Annotated in this window: 22 protein-coding genes and 1 pseudogene; 12 read left to right on the top strand and 11 right to left on the bottom strand. The window is 58.2% G+C overall.

Annotated features, from left to right (window positions below):
* The first annotated feature begins 33 nt into the window (after positions 1–33).
* Positions 34–183, top strand: a complete 150-nt coding sequence (locus ACD590_RS15175) for a transmembrane anchored protein (protein ID WP_080671773.1) — start codon at positions 34–36, stop codon at positions 181–183.
* A 386-nt stretch (positions 184–569) separates the two neighbouring features.
* Here ACD590_RS15175 and ACD590_RS15170 read toward each other — a convergent pair whose 3' ends face one another.
* Entirely contained in the window at positions 570–1250 is a 681-nt protein-coding gene (locus ACD590_RS15170; RefSeq protein ID WP_439002986.1) for a hypothetical protein, read from the bottom strand.
* Positions 1251–1397: 147 nt separating this feature from the next.
* On the opposite strand from ACD590_RS15170, the gene ACD590_RS15165 reads away from it, so the two are divergent.
* The 3 genes from ACD590_RS15165 to ACD590_RS15155 all read left to right on the top strand — a co-directional run bounded on the left by ACD590_RS15165 (position 1398) and on the right by ACD590_RS15155 (position 4829).
* Positions 1398–2075, top strand: a complete 678-nt coding sequence (locus tag ACD590_RS15165) for a hypothetical protein (RefSeq protein ID WP_439020869.1) — start codon at positions 1398–1400, stop codon at positions 2073–2075.
* Positions 2076–2478: 403 nt separating this feature from the next.
* Complete coding sequence (locus ACD590_RS15160) at positions 2479–3861, top strand: tyrosine-type recombinase/integrase (protein ID WP_439002984.1); 1383 nt, start codon at positions 2479–2481, stop codon at positions 3859–3861.
* A complete protein-coding gene (locus tag ACD590_RS15155; RefSeq protein ID WP_439002983.1) occupies positions 3858–4829 on the top strand; it encodes a hypothetical protein in 972 nt (323 codons plus the stop codon). The genes ACD590_RS15160 and ACD590_RS15155 overlap by 4 nt, the downstream gene beginning before the upstream one ends.
* 34 nt (positions 4830–4863) lie before the next feature.
* On the opposite strand, the gene ACD590_RS15150 is transcribed toward ACD590_RS15155, so the two are convergent.
* The 3 genes from ACD590_RS15150 to ACD590_RS15140 all read right to left on the bottom strand — a co-directional run bounded on the left by ACD590_RS15150 (position 4864) and on the right by ACD590_RS15140 (position 6450).
* On the bottom strand, positions 4864–5145 hold the full coding sequence (locus ACD590_RS15150) for a helix-turn-helix transcriptional regulator (protein WP_439002982.1): 282 nt from the start codon (positions 5143–5145) through the stop codon (positions 4864–4866).
* Positions 5146–5206: 61 nt separating this feature from the next.
* On the bottom strand, positions 5207–5881 hold the full coding sequence (locus tag ACD590_RS15145) for a helix-turn-helix domain-containing protein (RefSeq protein WP_439002981.1): 675 nt from the start codon (positions 5879–5881) through the stop codon (positions 5207–5209).
* Positions 5878–6450 (bottom strand): helix-turn-helix domain-containing protein, encoded by a 573-nt coding sequence (locus ACD590_RS15140; RefSeq protein WP_439020868.1) that lies wholly within the window; start codon positions 6448–6450, stop codon positions 5878–5880. The genes ACD590_RS15145 and ACD590_RS15140 overlap by 4 nt, the downstream gene beginning before the upstream one ends.
* Positions 6451–6577: 127 nt before the next feature.
* Here ACD590_RS15140 and ACD590_RS15135 point away from each other — a divergent pair, with 127 nt between their 5' ends.
* From ACD590_RS15135 to ACD590_RS15115, 5 genes are all read left to right on the top strand, one after another.
* Positions 6578–6946 carry a DUF6634 family protein gene (locus tag ACD590_RS15135; RefSeq protein WP_439002979.1) on the top strand — a complete coding sequence of 123 codons (369 nt, stop codon included), beginning with the start codon at positions 6578–6580 and terminating at the stop codon, positions 6944–6946.
* The gene (locus ACD590_RS15130; RefSeq protein WP_439002978.1) at positions 6946–8925 is read left to right on the top strand and encodes an AAA family ATPase; all 1980 of its coding nucleotides are present in this window, start codon (positions 6946–6948) and stop codon (positions 8923–8925) included. Before ACD590_RS15135 ends, ACD590_RS15130 begins: the two co-directional genes overlap by 1 nt.
* The gene (locus ACD590_RS15125) at positions 8926–10248 is read left to right on the top strand and encodes a DUF2442 domain-containing protein (RefSeq protein ID WP_439002977.1); all 1323 of its coding nucleotides are present in this window, start codon (positions 8926–8928) and stop codon (positions 10246–10248) included.
* A 52-nt stretch (positions 10249–10300) separates the two neighbouring features.
* Entirely contained in the window at positions 10301–11158 is an 858-nt protein-coding gene (locus ACD590_RS15120; RefSeq protein ID WP_439002976.1) for a metallophosphoesterase, read from the top strand.
* A 72-nt stretch (positions 11159–11230) separates the two neighbouring features.
* Entirely contained in the window at positions 11231–11545 is a 315-nt protein-coding gene (locus ACD590_RS15115; protein WP_439002975.1) for a hypothetical protein, read from the top strand.
* Positions 11546–11565: 20 nt separating this feature from the next.
* On the opposite strand, the gene ACD590_RS15110 is transcribed toward ACD590_RS15115, so the two are convergent.
* Positions 11566–13425, bottom strand: coding sequence for an NERD domain-containing protein (locus ACD590_RS15110; RefSeq protein WP_439002974.1), 1860 nt, complete (start codon positions 13423–13425; stop codon positions 11566–11568).
* A gap of 406 nt (positions 13426–13831) precedes the next feature.
* On the opposite strand from ACD590_RS15110, the gene ACD590_RS15105 reads away from it, so the two are divergent.
* Both ACD590_RS15105 and ACD590_RS15100 read left to right on the top strand, forming a co-directional pair.
* Positions 13832–14155 carry a hypothetical protein gene (locus ACD590_RS15105; RefSeq protein ID WP_439002973.1) on the top strand — a complete coding sequence of 108 codons (324 nt, stop codon included), beginning with the start codon at positions 13832–13834 and terminating at the stop codon, positions 14153–14155.
* Complete coding sequence (locus ACD590_RS15100; protein WP_439002972.1) at positions 14155–15141, top strand: aminotransferase class I/II-fold pyridoxal phosphate-dependent enzyme; 987 nt, start codon at positions 14155–14157, stop codon at positions 15139–15141. The genes ACD590_RS15105 and ACD590_RS15100 overlap by 1 nt, the downstream gene beginning before the upstream one ends.
* 329 nt (positions 15142–15470) lie before the next feature.
* Here the strand turns inward: ACD590_RS15100 and ACD590_RS15095 are convergent, their stop codons facing one another.
* Positions 15471–15914 carry a hypothetical protein gene (locus tag ACD590_RS15095; RefSeq protein WP_439002971.1) on the bottom strand — a complete coding sequence of 148 codons (444 nt, stop codon included), beginning with the start codon at positions 15912–15914 and terminating at the stop codon, positions 15471–15473.
* A 511-nt stretch (positions 15915–16425) separates the two neighbouring features.
* Between ACD590_RS15095 and ACD590_RS15090 the strand changes: the two genes are divergently transcribed.
* Complete coding sequence (locus tag ACD590_RS15090) at positions 16426–17346, top strand: hypothetical protein (protein ID WP_439002970.1); 921 nt, start codon at positions 16426–16428, stop codon at positions 17344–17346.
* A gap of 148 nt (positions 17347–17494) precedes the next feature.
* Here ACD590_RS15090 and ACD590_RS15085 read toward each other — a convergent pair whose 3' ends face one another.
* The 5 genes and pseudogenes from ACD590_RS15085 to ACD590_RS15065 form a co-directional block, all read right to left on the bottom strand.
* Positions 17495–18106 (bottom strand): L,D-transpeptidase, encoded by a 612-nt coding sequence (locus tag ACD590_RS15085; RefSeq protein WP_439002969.1) that lies wholly within the window; start codon positions 18104–18106, stop codon positions 17495–17497.
* Between the two features lie 1389 nt (positions 18107–19495).
* Positions 19496–20131: a hypothetical protein gene (locus ACD590_RS15080; RefSeq protein WP_439003543.1), complete on the bottom strand. Its 636-nt coding sequence runs from the start codon at positions 20129–20131 to the stop codon at positions 19496–19498.
* A 129-nt stretch (positions 20132–20260) separates the two neighbouring features.
* Positions 20261–20524 carry a hypothetical protein gene (locus ACD590_RS15075; protein ID WP_094088423.1) on the bottom strand — a complete coding sequence of 88 codons (264 nt, stop codon included), beginning with the start codon at positions 20522–20524 and terminating at the stop codon, positions 20261–20263.
* Between the two features lie 4 nt (positions 20525–20528).
* Positions 20529–21340 (bottom strand): annotated as a pseudogene (locus tag ACD590_RS15070) (Ku protein).
* Between the two features lie 11 nt (positions 21341–21351).
* The gene (locus ACD590_RS15065) at positions 21352–22257 is read right to left on the bottom strand and encodes a Ku protein (RefSeq protein ID WP_439002968.1); all 906 of its coding nucleotides are present in this window, start codon (positions 22255–22257) and stop codon (positions 21352–21354) included.
* Positions 22258–22267: the final 10 nt, after the last annotated feature.

Here is a 22267-nt window from a genome sequence, read left to right as displayed (position 1 = left end):
TAGTCCCGACCTCTTCAACCAAGAGGGGCTATCATGACGAAGACCATCATTGCGATCATCTTGCTTTCGTTTGCCATTCCATCCATCGCTGTAGCGGGGAACTGCCAGACATCGTCCGATCGCGCTTCGGATGGGTCTCGCTGCGGCGGCAGGGCTTCAGATCAAAGGGACGGCGGCGAATAATCAGCCTGTCCTTTGCATGATAGGGCATGTCGGGAGAGCATCCCGCCATGTCCCTCACCTCGCCCGACGATCGCATCTCGACCTATAATCCAGCCGCCGCGACCACTCAGTTCGCGGTTGGTTCTCAGTTTTCGACAATTCCGATATCATCGTCTTCGTCGATGGTGTCGAGCGGTTCGATTTCACGATCAGCGCGACCTATGACGACGGATCTCGACGGATGCGAAAGCAGTGTTTTCGCCCGGCATCGTCGGTGATGTTGTGGCTTCTGGTAAACGCGCGCCGACGATCTTCTCGATTTCAGAACGGCAATTCGCATCACTCGCTCCCCAAAGTTATTTGAGGCGATTGTACTCACAGTCAAGGGCATTGGATATTATGTCGGACTAGCCGACCTCGCGGAAATAGGGAACAGACTTGTCTCTGAGATGCTTGCGTAGCGCAGGGGTCAGTTTCTTGCACAAGATGGCCGATTCCTGCCTGAACAGTGGGAGTAAATCCGTTATCGACTTAGTCAGCGTATTCAACTCCATAACTATTATCTGCGAGGTCACATCAAGCGGTGTGCTGTGGCTAACTATTTCGCCGTTGACGGTTCCTTCAGTCACGCGGCTTCGCAGTTCAATTTTGCGGTCAGCAAAATCGTTGAAGGCATCGCACATTGACTTGTGGCGCATAGTCAACGTCAGCAGTTCTTGAACAAGCTCGTATTCGCGCGCTTCTATGAAGACCAGTAATTCGTTGGGTTCGATCGCTATCGGTTCGAGTTTACCTGATAGGAGGGGGATGCGTGTCCATAAATCAAACTTGACGCGGGGGGTTGTTCCTTTCGCCTTGTTGTCGGCGCTTTTTATGTGGTGCAGCAAATGCGAAAAACTGTTGTTGATTAGCGTCGCTTTGAGCGCCACCGCAATCGCCTCACTCTTTCGCTGTTTGCGATGCTCCCGCCCTGCAAAATACGCGGTTATGGCCATCGTGATTATGCCACCAATAAGAACTCCCCAAACTTCCAACGGAATAGCTTGCAGCGCCATGAGCAAAAAAGAGGCGACAGTCGCGAAGGTCATAGAATCCTACCATTCGACACGAATCAGGTGACTTCGCCATAGCGTAATTGAGTTGTGCGGTCCTCTAAACTGCTCTTTTAAGTAACTCGAATAAGTGTTTCTCTGGATCGTTCAGAGTCGATAGGTATGAATGAACGATCCCTTTCAATGGCACGCGACAAGAAACCGTCAAACAGCACGGCCATAATTGTCTCGGTTAGTTTTGCCAGTGCCGTCTGGCTGTTCGCGGGAATTGTGCTGCTAGGTTACCTCGCAAAGTCACCTCCATCGTGTGTCGGTACGTTTAGTTGTCTGACCTTAGATACTTGGGGAACCTACCTTTCTGGCGTTTTTGCTCCGCTCGCATTCTTTTGGCTCGTTGCCACGGTGTGGATTCAATCCCGAGAGCTTGCACAACAACGTGAAGAACTTGCGTTGACGCGTAGGGAGTTCGAACACAACAGAGAGGTTATGAAGGCCCAATCTGACTACGTGGGTGCACAAACCGATACTGTTATCCGCGACCAAGCCGATCACGAGCTTTTAATGATGCTTCGTTTGTTTCGCACCTGGGCGCTTTCAAATCTCAGTAAGCCGGAACACAGAGTTCCGGGGATGGATGCTGGGCCATTCACTAAGCAGACCCCGGATGACCCAATTGATTTCATCGTCGCCGTTAGCGGTCGGCTCGCCCATCCTGTTTTTATGATCACGTTCATCGATGACAAACGCTACATTGAAGAATTTAAGCACTTGACGGCTGAAACCGTCGAAGAGCTGGCTCAGCACTACGACCGCATTTTCGCAATCCGTTCACGCGTGAGTCCCGCAAACGCTGCGCTGTAAGAGCAGCTCATGACTACGGTAAACAGCAAAGACATTCGAACTGTTGCGAAAAAGCTGCCGAGCATCATGGACGATTATACAGGGTTGGCTACCTAATGATTGGCAATGAAGTGCGGCCTTTTTGTAGCCCAATTTGTAGCCCGAGCCTTTCGACCCATGAGCGAAAATCCGCTAAATCATTGAAATAAGTGGTGGGCCCGGAGGGACTCGAACCCCCAACCAAGCGGTTATGAGCAGTGTGGTTAGCCGGAACCAGGAGGTATCATTCGGTAACATACGGAACTAACCAGTTGAAATCATTGACTTCGCTGCGGTGTAGGGGTTTGATTCCCGCCTAGCGGCTGAAACATGGTCAACTCCGCAGCTTGCCGCCCATCGCGCTGCCCAACACTGGAGCACGGCAATGAAAAGAGCGCGTATATTGGATGAGGACACTATCAAGAATTTCAAGCCGGCCAAGTTCAAGTCCGGGAAGCGATATGACAAACACGACGGCGAGGTCGCCAACCTGGTCGTCAGGGTGGGCACGCTCACCAAGGTGTTCGTGCTGATGGCCAGGTTCCCGGGCGACGACAGGACGACCCGCAGGAAGATCGGGACGTTCGGCCTCATGTCGCTGGAGAAGGCGCGGGAGATCGCCCGCGATTGGAACGATAAGATCAAACTTGGGATCGACCCGGCGGAAGAAGAAAAGCGGACAGGGCGGGAGAAACGCCTTCAGGAGCGGCGGGTGTTTCGGTCGGCCCTTGTGGACTTCATCGCCTGGTTGCCAGACCGGCGATACACGCGGCATGTGACCGGCGACATCGCCGTGATCCGTCGGACCCTTCTCGACAATCCCGAGGCAACGGAAATTCTGAAGAAGGCTGTCGCCGACGTGACCCGCGACGACCTCGGTGAGATCGTCGACGGCGTGACCAGCCGCTCGATGAGCCAAGCCTATCTGCTCTGCGACCAGTTGCAGGCATTCTTCCGATGGGTCAACGCGCCCCGGCGCTCGGGGCCCTACGGGATCGCGGTCAATCCGATCGACGGGCTCACCGCCGGCGACTTTGATGTTTGGAAGAACGCGCGGCTGCATGTCCTGGAGCCGTGGGAGGTGCGGGCGTACTGGCAGGCGGCGAGCGAAATGCCGTATCCGTACGGACCGTACTTCATCGTCCTTCTGCTGATCGCCGAGCGGAGGACTGCCGTCGCGGGGATGCGCTGGTCAGAGTTGGACCCGAGACGGAGGGTCTGGAGAGCGCCTCCCATCAAGGTCAAGGGCAAGCTCGTCGAGCACCTCGTGCCGCTTTCGGACCAGCTTATGGACCTGTTGGCGGACCTTCGCCACAGCCAGCCTCCAGGGCATGGCGACTACGTGTTCAGCTCGAGTCACGGTCAAGCGCCGATCAACGGTTTCGGCGCGGCGACGAACGAGTTGCGCGCCAGGGCGGAGGCGGCTCTCCGGGAGATCGATCCGACCAAGGTCATGCGGCATTTCGTGCTTCACGACGACCGGCGGGTCGACCGGACGGCGCTATCGGCCTTGGACGTTCCCAACGATGTGGCCGAGGGCATTCTCAGCCACAGCAGGAAGGGCATGGAGGGGCTGTACGATCAGTACCGCCAAATTCCGCAACGACGGTTGGCGATGGCGAAGCTGCATGACAGGCTCGACGAAGTGGTCGCGGGTTCAAAGGAAGACTTCTGGGAGGACGAACCTGCTGGCGGTTCCTGGGATGACTTCGGCCGCCTCGCGGTGAAGATCGAGAAGGCGGCGCAAGCCCCCCGGAGGCGGCCATGACCACGATCACCCGCGACGCGCTCTACGCGCTGGTCTGGAGCGTCCCCGGCGTCGAGGCAGCCGCGCGCCTGAAAGTGTCCGACAGCTACCTCGGCTACGTCTGCACGGCATTGGAGGTTCCAAAACCTTCGCGCGGCTATTGGAGGATACACGATACCGACAACGCCGGCCCCGTGCCCGAGCTTCCGGCGGCGGGCCCGGGTACGCGCCAGTCGTGGACGACAGGCGATGCCATCGGCTTTGCGCGCCGCCGAAAGCCGAAGAAGCTGAAGCGCGCCCTACAGCCGGCGATACCGGCCCCCGCGGCGCGCACGAAAAATGAGGCGCATGAACTGGTCCGCCGGGCCGAGCATGACTTCCGGACGGCTCAACCCGGTTCCGACGGCTATTTCCTCAAACCGCAGAGGAGGCTGCTCGTCGATATCGCAACGTCGGCCCCGGCGCTGCACGCCTGCCTTCGGTTCGCGAGCGCGTTGTTCAACAGGCTCGAGGAGTCCGGCCATCCCGTCGTGATCGCGGGCGGTTCTGAAATCCTGATCCGCGTCGAGATCGACAACTACGACGAGGCTGTTAAGCCTGATCCGGCACGCCCCGACAGTCCACTGCCCTGGGCACCGCTCCGACCGACCGTGGTCCACATCGGAGGCGTTCCGCTGGGCCTTTCGCTCGTTGAGGTCAGCGAGATACAGCAACTGGCCTATGCGGGCGGCGGAGATTTTGTTCCCGTGGCGGAGTTCAACGCGGCCGAGTTCGTTGGCTACACGTGGAAGACGTACCGGAGAAGGCCGAGCGGCCGATTGAAGCTTACAGCCTACAGTCCGTTCCACGACGTCCCGTGGCGGCACCAATGGATCGAGGGGCAGAAATCGACGTTCGAGGGCAGATTGGAGGAGATCGTGGCCGTCCTGCGGGCCGCCGCGATCGATCTTTCCCTGAGGCTCGAAAAGGCCGGCCGCTTTTTTACCTGAGCGGCTTGACGGCAGAGGGCGGCTCGGCCGCTCTCTACTCGTCATCGTCGTCATCGTCGTCATCATCGTCGTCGTCCGGCTCCGGCGGGTCGGGCTTCCACGTTCCCGCCAGGAAGTGGTGGATAACGTCTTTCGCCCAGACTAGCCGGCCTTCGGTAAGCTTCCGGCCCTGGGGAAACAACCGCTTCTTGCGCTTCACGTAGATGGTCTGCCTGGACAGCGTTGTCAGCTCGCAGACCTCGCGGTACGAGTAGACGCCGTGTGGATTGGAGATCGTGCGAGAGCCTTTCGGCCTGCGCGGGGGGCGCTTTGACATGGCTGTTCACCTTCCTAATTCGGGCGATACCGAGCGAGGAAAGCACGATGCGAAAACCCGGTCAAAATCGGCTACGATTGTATCGCTTTCGACTCCAGGCGGTCGGAATCCGCGTAAAAACGTGGTCGCCACGGTTTATCCAAAGCTGTCGCGGCGGGGGTACTTCAACAGACGCACGGCGCACCCCGAGGCCAACGAAACCGCGGCCCGACAAGACACTCAGAAACTCCACTCCGCGGTCCACGTAGAAATCGCGGAGGCGATCGTGGCTCTTCTTGGTAAAGGCCCCCCCGTTTTCGAGGTTCCCCACCTGTCGCAACGTCAGGCGCACGTCTTTGTCTTCAGCCACCTCCTGCCGTTCAAGCCCTAAAAGCGCTCTGGCGGCGGAGAAGTTCGCTTCGTCGGGTAGCAGAAAGCGGCGTAACACTGCCGCCTGGTAATGCCAGTATGCGCCTGAGCCGTGCACCACGTTATGGGTCCAGTCGGTCCTTCCCAGAAATCTTATGCCACGCCCTTGGTAGAATTCCCGCAGCGCGGCGATAGTCTTCAACGTGGTTTCCGCCGATCCCATCTCGCAAGCGGCCAGCGATACACGGGAGATACGGATAGCCCCCGCCATTTGTGTTTGTGTGAGCCCCATGAGCGCCCGGGCGGCTCGCAACGCGTCGGGCGGGATCGTAACTGCGAAAGGCCGGATTCCAAGGTGCTCGTGCGGTGCCGTCTCGCCAGCGCTCATGGCGGAGCCTGATAGGATGCACATTCCGGCCCAATTGACTTTGGAGACCAGCGGACGCCTATGCCGAAATACCTATCGGCAACCGGATCGCCCCAACCGAGGAACTCGACGCCGGCGCATTCGTAGAACGTCAGAAGCGTCCGGTGCGACCCCTGCCAGGCCTCGCCGGATTCCAGGCTCTTGACGGTGGCTCGGCTCAAGCCTGTTAATTCGGCGATCTCACCCTGCCCTTTGTTCAACAACGCTCGCGCGGCGCGAAAGGACACCCGTGCATCCTCGGTATGGAATTTCGCCTTTTCCGCCCTGCTGACATCCTGCGAACTCGGGGCCGACCACCTGGCTCCGGCGCGGGTGATCTCGTTTCCGATAGACGCCTCGCCGAGGAACTCGATGCCCGCCGCGGCATAAAAATCAACCAAGTCGAGGTTGGTGACGATCCGCGAGTCGGAGGTCTCGACGATCGTGAGATACCTATGCGGCACGCCAGCCGCCGCGGCAGCTGCGCGCTGCGAGAGATTCATAAGCGCGCGGGCGACCCGGAGGGCGTCGGGTGGAGCGGGTATTCTCATCCTCCCGAGAAGCCGGTCCTCCAAAAAAATGTCAATTGATACCGTATAGGGTCTTTTATTATCGCAAATGGAGTCTATAAGACTCCGCACGCCTCAATAAATGAGGGCAATGATTCGAGGGCTTGTGATGCAGCATGATGATTCGGTTTCCCGCGCGTGGTTTGGAACGTCAGGTGCGGAACTCGTGGAGAAGCTGCGACTTCTCGCCGACGACCTCGATAATATCGATCGTCGCGTCGATGTGATCGCACCGAACGCGGCCATGAACAGCTGGGCTTTGGCGATGCGCTCGGTGCCTTGCCTGATCGGCCGTCCTCTCGCACATCCGAACATCTCAGACGGAAGACCTGCGTACTCGAGCGAGCTCTTTTACCTCGACCCGGAACGCGGCATCGCGCGAACGATGTCTCGTTGGTACAGACTCGGAACGCGCGTGGACTCCGAATACTGGGAAAAGAGGCTCCGGGAGAATGGGCCGTCGGAGTACTCGCATTGATGGACATCGTCGAATTTCTCGAGGTTCTAAACGAGCCGCCGCCGCCTTCTACCAGAAAGCCGCCAGTCCCGTGGAAGCCAAGTAGCCCCGGCGACGATACCTTCATCACGCTGCCGGTCTTCATGGCCTTCTGCGGCATAGCCGCGGCGCTTCGGCCCTGGAACAAGAAGAACGCCAGGTTCAAGGGCGTCGTTTGCCTTCAGGAGGAAGCCTGCCTTTCCGTCTATACGGCCGCCGCCCGAGTCTTTCTACACGGGGTCGCAGAATACAAGAAAGATACCCGCCCATATGTCAGTGACTGGGGCGGACGCTACTCACACCGCGACCAGCTGGAAGTATTGCGAGTGAATCGAGCGATCTTCGTAAAGGAGCCCGGCAAAGCCTTGGATGACGAAGCGAGGCTCTTCGCCGACTTTGTGGTCGATGTTCCGATGCGGAGCCGGGGGCATGTCGAGGCGGCGCTTAGACGCTTCGGGATGCCGGTCATCGAGAAGGATGTCGAACTTCTCCTCTCTGCGCCGTGGTCCTTGCTGGACAAGGCCTTCCAGGAAGGACGCCCGCCGATGCTTTCTCTTCGGAGGCTACAGCAACTCGCGTTGCCGTCGACGCGCTCCAGTGCGCCGGAACCCACGATCAGTGTGCCAACCCTCGCGGATATGCATGGATACGGTCCGGTCGTGCAGTGGGGGTTCGACCTGGCGCGTGATCTGGCGGATTACAAAACGGGCCGCATCCGGTGGGAGGATGTCGACGATGGGGTCTTGATTTCAGGTCCGACTGGAACCGGAAAGACGACGTTCGTGCGTGCCTTGGCCAACACCTGCAGGGTATCCGTCGTCGTTGGGTCTTTCTCGACCTGGCAGAGTGCCGGTTCGCTCGATGACTTCTTGAAAGCCATGAGGAAAGCCTTCGAGGAGGCAAGATCGAAGGCTCCGGCAATCCTATTTATCGATGAAGTCTCTACCTTTGGTGATCGTAGCATCCGTGATCATAATAGGGCCTACATGACGGCCGCGATTGCCGGATTACTCGAACTCCTCGACGGCTTCCACCACCGAGAAGGTGTGGTGGTCGTGGCAGCCTGTAACCATCCCGACGATCTCGATCCGGCGATACGGCGCGCGGGACGGCTGGATCGTCAGTTCCCGATCACGCTTCCCGATGCTCAATCCCGGCTTTCGATTTTGCAATTCCACAGCGGGGTCGAGCTTGATCAACCTCAAGCTGAAATGTTCGATACAGCGACCGATGGTCTATCAGGTGCCGATATCGAACAAATCGCTCGAGGCGCACGACGAGCAGCGCGACGCCGTTCGGAGGTCCTTGCGGGGACGCATATCATCGACCAATTGCCGGCGGTGACGGAACTTCCGGAAGACTTCGTTCGTGCTCTTGCCGTCCATGAAGCGGGCCATGCCCTCGTCTCGATCGAAGTCGGCCATGGAGAGGTCAGTGAGGTCAAGATTTCACGGTACCGGGCTGAGGGCAAATCCAGCCAACTTGGGTACGTCCACTACGGTCACAGTAGTGCCCGGCCAAAGACGCGGCCAGACTATCTCGCGGCGATCGCCGTCTGCCTGGCTGGCATAGCCGCCGAAACGGAAGTCTTCGGTTGTTTTGCCGACGGCGCTTCGGGATCGGAAACGGCCGACCTCAACAGGGCGACGGAGCTTGCGACGATGTTGGAAGGCTGCCTCGGGATGGGACACACACTCGTCGTCGAGGGTTCCCCTGAACAGCTCGAGCGACTGAGGTCCTACAATCCAGAATTCCGCAGGCGCATTCACGAGGTTTTGCAGAACGAGTTCGATCGCTCGAGGTCCATCATTCAATCTCGTCGAGCCGCTCTCCATGCCATTGTCGAACGTCTTCTGGAAGCAAATGTCCTGCCAGGAGAGGAGGTCGCCGAGATCGTACGGCGGCACCGGATGCCAACGGTCAGCCTTGCGAAGCTGCCTCGTCGCGGCGCGGGAGCGTAGATGGCGAGCAAGGGGCGGGGAAGGCGGCGCTATCGTCGCATCAAAACGGAACCCGACCGGGAGAGGTCGGTTGGGTCGGGTCTGGACGAAATCGGCTTTGACCCGCCGGGACGCCGCATTGTGGTCGGGAGCGCGCGCGACGCATATTGGCGACTGAAACACTCGACTCCAAAGGGTGCCTACTACGATCAGTCGACAGGCCGGATCGTCGTCGAGTTCGAGAACGGCTCGACCTTCACGGTCCCCGGACGATTCCTCGAGGGATTAGTCGAGGCATCCGAGGCTCACCTCGCCGAAGTCGAACTGCTTGGCGAGACGGGTCTCCACTGGGACCTGGATGTCGATCACGAGATCGGGCTGATGATCACCGGAATATACGGCACGCCGAGTTTCATGGCGAAGTCTGCGACGCGTGCCATGGAGCTGCACAACAAAAAGCAGGCAAACGACTTCGCCGCCTGGGCTCGGGCAGTTGCCGTATATTTGTCGTACGGATTACCTTACAAGGACGAGATAGGTTGGGAACATTACCACATAACCGCCTATGAGGTCGGGTGTGCGGCGCTTATTGCACTGGGACAGGCGCACGAATTTGTCGGGGGAGCCAAGCCGCGGCGATTTCCCGAACGTCCCGAGCCGCCGCCGAGGTGGGACGATATCTCGATCGCGGTGATCTACGTGGCCGACCAGAACGGCGAACTGCGATTCCGAAAGTTGGACAGACGAGTTCTGTCGCTGAAGGCGGACGACCGCGATAGCGTGCCAGTAGCCAACATCGCCGCTGCCAACGGGGCCGGCCCGGCGTGCGCCACGGTCAACGCATACTCGGTTCTGGAGGCTCTCGGACTTGTGCAAGCGGGGTGTTGGACGAAAGCTGCTGAAACGGTCCTCTGGCGCTTCAATCCGTCGAAGTGGAACCTCCATTTCGCGAGCGATGCCAGATTTATCACGGCGGCTTTCGACGCTGCCGCGAATGTGCCAGACGACATCCGCTCTCAGATAGACGCGATTGTCACCGCCGCGGATGAGGAGACTTGGGTGGTTCAAACGCCGAATGGTGAGCACTCCGACAAGTCTGACCTGCCTCCCGATGCCGAAGCGATGCCGCCAGAAAAGCCCAGCGATCTGCGGAGCATGGCAGAAGATTTCCGACGCCATCGTCTCGATGTCTTGTTCCATCGCCGATGGCGCTTGAGCGACGGTTGGCTCTCCGCTGACGAGGCGAAATCCGCATTAGAGATTCACCACGATGACTTGGCGAGTTCGATGAGAAAGGCGGTCATGGGTTGGCTCTACCCAAGCCAGCCACTCCTGGCCCTCTGATCCACTCGCTAGACCGAGTTCTCCTTTTTTCTGCCGCAGTAGGATAACAGTCATGAAACTTTGGGTCCTCTCAGACCTCCATCTGGAATTCGGACAGCCTTTTTTGCAGACCCCACCAGCCGATGCCGATGTCATGATTTGCGCTGGCGACGTTCTGGACAAGGGCATCGTCCCGAGTCTGCAATGGCTCGCCGACACCGTGGCGCATGCTATCCCCGTGGTTTTCGTACCGGGAAACCACGAGTTTTATTCTGCGTTCGTCCAGGAAAGTACCCGGGACGCCCGCGATTTCGCTGGTCGTTTTCCCAACATTCATTTTCTTGAGAACGAGACCGTCGACATCGGTGGTGTCCGGTTCATCGGCGGAGGACTTTGGACCGATTTTCGCCTGTTTGGCCGAAATCCGGAGGTCACCATGTCGTACGCCGCGCACGGGATGAACGACTATAAGAAGATCAAATTCGCCAAGGCACCGTTTCGCAAATTCAAGCCGATCGACGCCTTGCGGAAACATCGTGAGACTCGCGATTTCATCGCCAGTCGATTGCGCGAAGGGACAGGGCTAACGACAGTCGTCGTGACGCATCACGCCCCGTCACCGCGTTCGATTGACCTCGGTTTCCGGCACGATCCACTCTCCGCTTGTTACGCTTCCGACTTGGAAGATTTGCTGTACGAGGTTGGGCCAGAATTATGGGTACACGGTCACGTCCACCATCGAAATGACTACATGGTCGGAGATACACGGGTTGTATCTAATCCCAGAGGATATCCCGGCGAACCGACGGGGTTTGATCCTAATTTCACTGTTGAGATTTCTCCGAAACCGGGTTCAAAGGGGAAGCTCGTGGAGTCGGCGTCGGCCATCCTCGACCGCGCACCCAAGCTGTGTTTCGGCATGCAAATTTGACTACCTTGGCGGGGTAATCGGCGTCCAATTTTTAAAATTGCATGCCGATCAGGGGTGAATTTTGGACGCCGATTGACAGTGTATTTCGCAGATCGCTTCTCGGCGGAAGGGCAACGCGTCTGGCAAAGCGCGGGCATTTTCTCGGCGGTCTTCCGCTTCGACGTCGATGACTACATGCTGGACGTCATGCTGGTTCCGGCTGGTGGTGATCGGCAGTCCTTGCGGTTGGCCATCAGCGACGACGATCAGGACATCATCGATCTGATGCTACTGATGACAAGGACGATCGACGGCGCTCTCGCTGCTGCGGCAGACGAGAAGCGGGCCGCCTATGTCGCCAAGGGTCCGCCGGCAAGGGACGAGCGGGGACGGATCAAGAGGCTTTGACGTCTTCAGGTATTTAGTCTTCATACCGCAGTTGCTGCGGCAATCTCAGCATAGTCGGGAAAGCCTTTCCCGAACGCATGGAGTTCGGGTGCTGAGGATACGACTGTCAACCAGCTACCTTGTTGGCTTCGCTTCAACCTCGTCAAGCCCGCATACACAAGAGCCAAGCTTTGGGCATGGGCCGCATGGGGCACGTATATGACGAGCAGGCGAGACTCCCATCCTTTGAAGCTGTGTAGGGTAGTCGCTTTAATCTTGGCGTCTCCCATGTAGAACCCCATCTTTCGACGCCGGTGGTCGCTCCCGAACGTATTGACCGTGTAGATATTGTACTCCTCAAGACGAGTAACCACGTCCATTCCGGATAGCATATCGCCGGTGAGCAATGTGATGTCGGCATTTGCTAATTCTCGCCTTCCAGTCTGGCGCATCAAAGATTGTATCTCATTCGAGCAGACCGTGCTGGCCTTATCGGAAGAGCATTGCACCCACCGCAAGCGGCACGGGTAAAGGTCGAGCGATCCTTGCTCTGCTTCCGGAAGGTCAATTGCATCTTTTGGAAGAAACGTCTCAGCGAAGTTCCGTGCGAGCCTCAGCGCATCAGGAGGGAGGCGATAGCTAGTGGCCAGTTGCGCCCACCTCCCACCGAAGCCTGCCCCCTTCATCGCGTCATCCGTCCAAGATGACGCAGTACCGTAGACGTCCTGGGTAGCATCGGCGACCAACAGCATTTCTCCACCTTGTTTGCACGCCTTGCGAAGAACGTTCCACCACAGGGGCAGGTAATCCTGCCCCTCGTCGACCAGGATCGCATCGTGCCGTTCGAAATCGGGGAGTGCTACAGCCTTCTCTGCGAGGAGTGGCAAAGCATAGTTTAATGTATCTCTTTGGCTGTTAGGGTCATTTGACCAAAGGTTCTCATACTCTTTATCCCATCCTGCGTCGTGACAGACGTGCTTGCACCACAGATGGAAGTGCGTGAAGCGAACATTTCTTAATTTTTCCGGTGCATCGAGACCTCGCACAATCAGGTCTCTCAAGTAATGCCAGAGCGTTATATTGAAGGTTGCCACCAGAACGGACTTTCCCTCATTAGCAAGGCGCGCGGCTCTTGCTGCAAGAACCAGCGATTTGCCTGACCCCGCCGGCCCCTTGATCCGGCGATAGCCACTTTCGGTCCTGGTTTCGGCCAGTGATAGTTGGTCCCGATCGAGAACTAGCGGCGTCCGCTGAGTTGATGAAAAGTCCGGCTCGACAAGCCATCCCCGCAGATCGCTCGCGTAGTCGGCCGTCATCACGCGCGATCCGCTGCGCATAGACTCAGGGAAAACGGCCCCCACATTTCCTGCTGATATCTCGGCTATGCCGCTGATAGGTTGGTATTTCTCGAATTTGCCGCCGTCTTGGGCCTGCTGGAAGGGGTAGAGAAGGCGCTTAACTTCACCCGCATCAGCGAAGGGAAAGATGACGCCTGCAGTGATCGCGGCCCAGCCTGCTCCTTCCTTGAGGCGTGGGCAGTAAAGGTCGAAGATTTCCCTCCTATAGAGGTTGACCTTCGTGATAGGATTTTGGTTCTGAATAGAGAACTCTTCGCCATTTCTCTCCGCCCAAAGCTCAGGTCCGTTTCGGCCCCGTTTGGTGAAGTATCGCATTGCATTCAAGTCCCAATCCTTCACCTCAAAAACTGCGATACCGCAGTTTGGGTTCAAAAGGACAAAGTCGGGACGTAGGCCGTTGAGATGAGGCTGTAGGTAAATTTCCCAGTTTTTTGGCAGATGTTGGCGAAAAAGCTGAAAGACAGCACGTTCTCCCGCAGTCAATGGCTGTCTCAACTTCGCCAGTTGGGATAGCGGCGGAGAGATAACTCTATCATCGATCAACGTACAATCTCGCGCCAGAAAAATATAAGCCGTTAGTAAGTTCGTCCGCAAACCAAAGGGCCGCAGCCACCAGCGCCGCCAATCCTGGGCTAAACCACTTCTGATACATGCATGCCCTCTGACGTAGGACATTTTTTATCGGATTAAACTTTGCCATTCAAGTATTTGTCGTGAACAGTGAGATTGCCGGAGCTGGAGGTGTGTCTCGACTGCTCGTTGTAGTGCCTCAAACATCAACCACCGGGCTTGAGGAATCAACCAAAACATCCGTATGCCTGTTCCGGCTGGCCTCGCGCCCACCACATCCTGTCACCTTTTGAAATCCATATTCAGCTCCCAAATGGGATATGACCTGTCCCCAACTCCACCTTATCCTCCCGGTCATGCGGCCTTGGGGGACCTCACAGTGGACAGCGCGGAATTCGACGTCTTTGGTAGAGTGACAACCGACTACGACGACCAGGCAGCTATCGACCTCCCTGGTCGATGGAAGCCCATGACGGGCTGGTGGGATGCGCGGATGCGGAACAGCCTCGATCCCTACAGCAAATACACCGCCGCCCGGATCGACACAGAAATCGTCGCCTACGCGAGGAACGGAGAACCTTTCCCCGGCGTGAACTTCGCATCCCAGGACTACCTGAACCTCGCAACGGAGAAACGCGTCATCAATGCGGCGACCGAGCCGCCGAGCGCTATGGAGTCCACAGCGCGGGATCGTCCGCCTTAATGGGGCTTACGGAGATCACGATCGAACTGGAGAGGACGCTCGCCACCTTTCTCGGGGTCGCCGATGCGACGGTGTTCCCGACCGGCTGGGGAGCTGGCCACGGCCTTATCAGAACACTGGTTCGCCGCGATGACCATGTCGTCATCGACGTTCTTGCACATGCCTGCCTTCAGGAGGGTGCCGACGCTGCGACGGGCAACGTTCACCGATTTCCACACTGCTCGAACGAGGGCGTCGAGCGGAGGCTTGCCCGCGTCCGGGCCGAAAACCCGGATGCGGGCATCCTGGTCGTTATCGAAACCGTTTTCTCCATGGACAGCGACGTTCCCGATATCGCCGGACTGCATGCGATCTGCTCCCGGTACGGAGCGACCCTGATGGTCGACGTCGCCCACGACCTTGGCGCGATCGGCCCTTGCGGCCGTGGGTATCTCGAGCTGCAGGGTGTTTTGAAGAACGTCGACATCGTTATGGGGAGCTTCTCTAAGACATTCGGTTCCAACGGCGGTTTCGTTGCCTCGAACAGGACGGAGCTGAAACTCGCGCTCCGGTACGGGTGCGGTCCTCTTACCTTCACGAACGCGATATCGCCGATGCAGGCAGCCGCGGTGCTTTCCTGTCTCGCTATCGTCGACAGTCCCGAAGGCGAGCGGCGGAGGGAGCGCTTGATGGGCAACGTAATGCACATGCGCTCATCCCTCCAAAGCGCTGGATTTCATGTCCTCGGACAGCCGAGCGCGATCGTTCCGGTCGTCCTCGGCTCCAACGGCCTGTCGAGGAAAATGACATCATACATGCTAAACAACGGAGCGATCGTAAACCTCGTCGAGTATCCCGCAGTCGGCAAGAACGGATGTCGTTGGCGGGTGCAGTTGATGCATAATCACACGCGCGAGCAGATACACGCCTTCGTGATGACTGCCGTGGCGGCGCGTGACGCCGTATCGTCAGGCGGCGATCGCTTGCTATCGCTTGTCACAGCCTGATGTCTTGCGGTACTTACTGCTTTTGGCAGTGTTGAGGCGTGGCTTGCACCGTGTTTCATTCCACACGGCGGGGCAACATGGCGGAGAGCATTCGCCCGCCGCTTTCGTCGGAGTAAGGCACTAGCAGAGCATCAATCTTCCCATGAGTGCCGCCAATTCGCTCTGCCTCGAAACCTCGAGTTTGCTCTAGGGCGCTCGGCCAGCTCGACGGTGACAGTGCCGCATCGTAGATCGTCGCGATCGCAGAATGAATAAGATTTGGTTCGCCCATGTTCCAACGTCCGCCGACCGTAATCGCCTGCGAACGGTCCCTCGCTTGAAGCCGGTGTTTAGCCCTTCTTTGGTCTCCACAATGCCGCAGTTTTCGCCACCGACCCTGCAGGCATGTCCGCGTGGCCAGCAAGTTCGTAACCCAGAAAACGCATGAGTTCTCCCACGATCCCACCTGCACTTTTGGTTCCGTCGTTGTGCGGATGGTAGCGGTCGCCGAGGTCCGCGACGATGAGCGGCTCGACTCCGGCCAGTGCTGGCCGCCCGGCCTGCGTCGCTCCGACAGCAGCCTTCTTTCCTTCCGAGGACCAGACGATCTCTTGCATTCTCTGGTAGACGGGGTCGGACAATCTCATGCCTCCGGAGCTGAGCGGCAGTCCGGAAGATTCAATCAGCTCAATTATTGCTTGCCCGCCATCGTCAATGCGCTTCCTGGCGTTTTCGTGGAGGTTCGCACGCTGCTCAGGAGTCATTTTCCTCAGTCTTTCGCTCGTGATCGCCATAGCTTGCTCCTTAGCTGACAGTTGGTCTGTTCACCTGCATATCTTGGGCAGCCAATTCGGGCCAAGGGGCATCGGGTGCTCTGGCTGACGCTGAACGCCTGGCTTGAAGGGAGCAACTCCCAAGGGCGGGGGTGCTGGACAGGTACAACTGACTTGGTTGCCTTCGTTGTCCACTTTGAGGCAGAAGCATCTCGGACAAATAATGCCTTCTTCCATTGCCTCCGACCATTCGCCCATAAGAACCTCCACCTGAATTGCCACAGCTTCGCAGAGAGTTTCCCGCGGTCAATTCACCTAAACGGGCAATGCATCGCTCGAACTGTGAGGCTAGAGCTGGACGCTACAGACGGATGGCCGGTGATTTCTCGTAGCGATCAGAACGAAGCTCGCCAGAAGGAGAGAGGATAGCGCTGGCGGTGGCGTGGGTGGTCTCTCGCCCGAACGGGTGATTTGACACCAAGAGCCTGTCTGCGATTCTCAGGAACGGGAACTTCCAGGGAGCTTATGGACGATGACGAAGGCCTCCGTTGAGTTTACGGCTTCGGAACTTGAGACGCTTGAGGCCTTTATCTGGGAAACCGTGGAGACGAGGCGAAATGTAGTAACGCGATCCGATCTAAAGGGGGTCGCCAGCGGCTCTGTGTTCAACGTCCTCAAAGAATGGCACCCTGCGCTGTCGCTCAAGGTGCGGAGTCGGGAAGGACTGGTATCGATCGCCGAACGCCTGGGTTTTTCCATCAACAGCGGATTGGGCGGCCGAGGTCTGCGCGGAACAGGCACATGGGAGTTTATTGATTTGCCAAAGGAGGCGAAGCAGCCGCGCCAGAAGCCCACTGTTGTCGGTGCTGTCTCGCCTCGTTCGCCCGCCATTTCCCACGCAGGTGAGAACAGCGACAAACTTCCTTCCGGCCCGGCCGTGGTCAGCATAGTAGGCTGGCACGGCGACGAACCACCGGATGCCATTGTCGCGAGGAAGGCCAAGGATATAGCGGAGGCAGGGCAGACGCTCTGGGCATTTCAATCATGGAAGGCAAGACCCGGCGCAGTCCAGGACTTCGGCCGCATCCATCCCGGACTGATGGTCTTTTTTATTGAAGGTGGTGCCACTCCGACCGGAACTTCTCAGTGTGCAAGTTGGATGTCAGAGGACCAGCGTAACTGGGTTCCATTGCCGAAGGGAATCGGTCCGGTGACGGGCAAGATCAACGGCGGCACAGCTCTGGTACTCGAAAGTCTCGAACCATGCTCGGCATCGATTGATCTATGGCGCTTCATGGAACATCCAAGTTCCGATCCCGTCAGGTTCATGCTCGGTGCGTCTACGGCATGCTTGATTCCAGCAGTCGAGATCGCCGACGGGATGAAGTCCCGATACCGACGCGTCCTGGCAGTAGGCCGGTTGGCGAAGCCATACGCCGTATACCTGCGGTGACACCTGGTTTATCACGACGTCAATGGGAGGAGGATGCCGTGATCAAATTCCCTACATTCACACTCGTCAACGGAGACGTTGAAGTTCTCACCCCCGTCATCGCCGCCGCGGATTGGATGCGTCCAAATCAGCCTGCCGCCCGATCCGATTACCGCTGGACGACCACTCGGGTCCCCGGCTGGACCATCTCGTAAAGCTCCTCGACGTCCTGACGGTACATCCGAAAGCATCCGCTCGATGCATTGGTGCCGATGGAGGAGGGGTCGTTCGTGCCATGGATGCGGAGCAGTCCGTCAGCGAGATAGATCGCGCGGGTTCCGAGCGGATTTTCAGGGCCGGGTTTTACCACTGTCGGAAGCCTTGGGTTCTTCTGGCGCATGCTGGCCGTCGGCCGCCATTCGGGATGTAATCGTTTCGACACCACCCGCGTCGTTCCGTACCATTGTTTGCCTTCACGGCCGACAGCGATGGGGTAGGCGAACTGCTCGCCCCATGGCGTCGTGTAGATAAGCGTATGTTCGCGCGTAGCGATGATGATGGTTCCCCTCGCGCTTCGTGTTGACGGTTCCCGACGCTCTCGGAAAGGTTCCCGGTATCGAGGCGCTGGCTCATAATAGTCGGGAGGTGGATACGGGCTATATGGGTCGTCGTAGCCATAGCCATCGAATTCATCGTATCGATCATACGGCACATTCACTTGGGCTTGGGCATGCATCGCTGTCAGAAAGAGGGCCGCAGCAAGGAGAACCAACAATCTCATTCTTCGCCATCCGCTTGTTATCACGCATGATTGGGCGGAATTCTGTGGCGGCACTATGGCGGGTTCGGTCTGGATTCATGGTGATCTTTCATCGCTCGCTCCCGAAATTCGCGGAGGCAAATACCACAACAGATCGGATCGTTAGCTGTTCGGTCGAGCGTCTTTGACGAGCCGACTTGCTTCTTCCAACATTTCGATCTCAGTGGATCGAACATCAGGGTCGCCAAAACGGTGCTCAGCAGCTATCTCGACGGTAGCTTTCTCAAATCGGAGCCGCGCGGCGGTTGCTTTGCGTTCTCGGTCATGTGGGTCTAAAGAGGTTTGCCTTGGCATCACGGGACTCGCGGAAGACGCTTGCAACAAGCCACCATAGTACGTCTTGTGCCAGTTGCTACGCAATTCCGTATTTATACGGTCGCTCGGCGTTGTTGCTTGCCCCGGGCAGCCACCACTCCTGTGCGCCGGGCGGCCAATCATCCCTAGTGTTTTAGTTTGTTTGACTGAGAGCGCTCGAATGGACAAGGGAGGCTATCATCGTGGGCAGGGGGACATCCCCCCAGAGGCAGGTTTTGCAAATCGTCTGCTGGTTCGTATTGCTCGCCTGCCTAGACCGGTTCGTCAGGCAATTGGATGGACTGTTTACCTTGCTCTCGTATTGGTGATGTTCGGGGTGACCTTGATGCCGGTTTGGTGGTCACAATAAGTTGCCACAGGCAATCGGCTGTTGCGCCGGCGCGGTGGCAGTTCGTCGAATTGGCGCAGCTTCTTGCTGGGCAGCTTGAATTGAACACAATCCGACACTACCTGGTGGTCATCGGCGTTGCTGGTGAATGCTCCACGCGAGCGTTCGCGACTGCCGAAGTCGCTTATCTGCTTTTGACCACGGATGTACTGGCACTGGTGTGAAGAGCGATATTGGAAAGGTCGGTGCGATTTCGCCCCGGCCTTTTTATTTGCCCGTTTGCCAGGGGGCTGAAGGGCGTTTCCTCAAACGACATCAGTATCGTCTCCAAAGGGCTGCGTTGGTAGAACGTTTTGTCTTTGGACCGCGTTTCTGACCGCGCCGGCCCCGTCAAAGTGGCAGGGAGTCCTCGTGCCGATCAAGCAATCTTCCTCCAGGGAGGCGGTCGGTTGTTAGCCGCCTCGGGGACTGACGGCACCTACTGGCGCTGATCCGCCTGGATCCCCTTTTCATCCAGGGAATGTAGTGCCGGAGAGCTGGGTTGCAGCATGCCGGTGGGGGTGAGGCCCCCACGTCTGTGATGCCCACCCGATCAAGTTCGCCGAAATGCTCGGCGACTATTGGAACGGAGAGAATGAGTGAAGAAGCAAAGAGCAGCGAAGCAACGATTGGGGCAGTAGGCATCGACCGGCAGAGGTTCCCACGCTTTAGCGGAGCAACCCATCGCGACTAAACTCTTCCCAGCCGAGAGGTTTCGAACGTGACTCATCGTCGGGGTCGGCATCAGGTTTCGAAGGGGTCTTGCCCTTGCTCTTCAGCGAACGCGTCAACTTCGCTTTTAAGGCTGCCCGTCGTCGTATCTCGGCCGTAGCTTCAGCATCCTCTTCGCGCCAGACTGTCACCAGGTCTCGGTCGAGGATGTCCTCCACCACGCGCGGGTCGAATACGTGGAAGGTAATTTTCCTCGCGCGCCCACGCAGCTTGACGGTACGCGTCCCTGCACTGGGCAAGCGCCCATCGCTGAGCCAGCGATGTCTCTCGGTAGAAGAGATCGTCAGGATATCCTGGATTTCACGAGGGATCACAGGCAGGCTTTCGATGTCTTCGAGGGCGTTGGAAACGACTGACGAAGCTGCACGGAAAGCACTCTTAGCCGTTTCAGCCATCGCCAATGTCAGCGCACCCGCCTCGAGTTCGAGCGACTTTCTCACCGCCAACGGCAGACGTGCGCGGATTTCCAGGAGAATTCCCTTCGCGCGAACGGATGATCCGAGCGTGGCTGCGGTCGATAGCGGCCACTCCTTGACGAGCTCAGCATGGTCGTTGGTCTTGGGCTTTGCCATGTGGAAGTAGATGGGCCTTCCGCTCTGCAGCGTCAACGGCTACCCCAGGAGGGAAGGACTTATGCGCTACGGCTTCGCGTTTCGATCTTGCGTTGGTGTTGCAGGATCTGGGGGCCGAAGCTTTGGCAGCTAATGCCGGGTGTCCAGAAGTGGTTCGTCGTCGTCAAAGTTTCCATTGCTGGCGGCATCGTACGGGTTGATGCTCCGGCCGCCGCCACGCGTGCCATATGCCGTCAACTGAACCATGACCTCTTTCGCCCGCTCAATGGCCTCGTCTTCGCTTGCAGCGTGACCGTCCGCGACCTTGATCGACACCGCTTCCCCGTCGTCGCCAACGAAATCTATCCGCCAGCCCGTTGTCTCGTGTGCAACCTTGGTTTCCAGCAAGTGCATGTGACTACCCGGCCTTCCTGCCTTTGAGATCGGCTTCGACGCTCTTCCGGAGCGCATCCATGATGTTGAACACATTCGACTTCGGAGCGGCTTCGGCAGCTTTCCCCTTCGCCGTTTTTTTCGGTTTCAACGCCTTTTTCTTCTCGTCGATGAGCCGCAGCAGGCTGGTCTGAATGGGATCGCTGGCCATCTCCGGGGACCAGCGCGCGGTCTTCTGCTTGATGAGCTTCTGGACGAGCGAATGAGATCCGGATCGGCCTGCTCGTCGATGTCTTCGAAATAGTTCTCTTCCGGCCGAACCTCGTCGCCGAAACGCAGCGTCCAGAGCACGATGCCTTCGCCGCGCGGTTCCAGGACGACCGCCCGCTCTCGGCGGCCCATCACGAGCTTCGAAACGCCGAAAACCTTGTCGGCTTTCATGGCATCCCTGATCACCGCAAAGGCCTCGTTGCCGACGGCGTCGTCCGGCATCAGGTAATGCGGCTTCTCAAGGTAGATCCACTCGATACTGTCGGCCGGGACGAACTTGTCGATGTCGATCGTCTTCACCGTGTCGAGCGCAACGGCATCCAGATCGTCCTCGGTGAGGATAACGTAGTCGTTCTCCCCGCGAGCGTAGCCCTTGGCTTCGTTCTCGTCCTTGACGGGCTTGCCCGTGACGGAATCGATATACCGGGAGACGACGCGGTTGCCCGTCTCCTTGTTGAGTGTATGGAATCGAACCTTCTCGCTTTCGCTCGTCGCCGGGGTCATAGCCACGGGACAGGTGACCAGGGAGAGTTTGAGATAGCCTTTCCAGTAATATTTCGGAGCCATCGTCTATCTCCCTAGCTGGCTTTGCGCTGCGGGGCCTTTGAAGCGGCGGACTTCACTGCCGTCCCGCGCGCGGCGCGCTGCCTCCCAGTGCCAGTGTTGGCGTTGGCGGCAGTGCGTTTCGATTTGTCCGCAGCGGGCTTCATCATGCCTGCGCTCTCGCGGAGCGCCGCCAGCAGATCGTTGGGCTTCGAGACCTCGACCTTCTTCGGCTTCGGAAGCGACTTGCCTTCCAGCTTCGCCTTCACCAGATCCGCAAGGGCGGCTTCGTAGCGGTCGTCGAAGGTCGCCGGATCGAACTCGCCCTTCTTGGTGCTGATGATGTGCTTGGCCAGATCGAGCATCTCGCCCTGGATCTTGAGCTTGGGCATCTCCTCGAAAGCCTCTTGGGACGAACGAACCTCGTAGTCGTAGTTGAGCGTGCTGGCGATCAGGCCCTTGCCGTGCGGCCGTATCAGCACCGTACGCATTCGACGGAATAGGACGGTGCGGGCGATGGCCGCGACCATCGACTTCTTCATCGCATCGCGGAGAGCCGCGAACGCGTCTCCGCCCATTTTGTCGGGCGTGAGGTAGTACGGCTTGTCGAAGTAGACGTCGTCGACGTCGGAGCACGGGATGAACGCCTCGATCTCGAGCGTTTTGTTGCTCTCAGGGATCGCGGCGGAAATTTCCTCGGGATCGATGATGATGTACTGGCCGTTCTCGATCTCGAAGCCCTTGGTCTGGGCTTCCTTCGGCACCGGATCCTCTGTCTCGCTGTCTATGAAGATGCGGTTGACGCGATTGCCCGTGGCCTTGTTGATGGTGTTGAAGGTGATGCGGTCGCTAGTCGAGGCTGCCGTGTAGAGAGCGACGCCGCAGCTTACCTCACCGAACTTCAGAAAGCCTTTCCACTGCGCACGTTGTCCTGACGGCATGACAATACTC

The sequence above is a fragment of the Rhizobium sp. 862_C5_N1_2 genome (genome assembly GCF_051811205.1).
GTDB classification, from domain to species: Bacteria; Pseudomonadota; Alphaproteobacteria; order Rhizobiales; family Rhizobiaceae; genus Rhizobium; species Rhizobium leguminosarum.
Note: the sequence above shows the minus strand (reverse complement) of the source record. Positions and strands in the feature narration are given on the sequence as shown.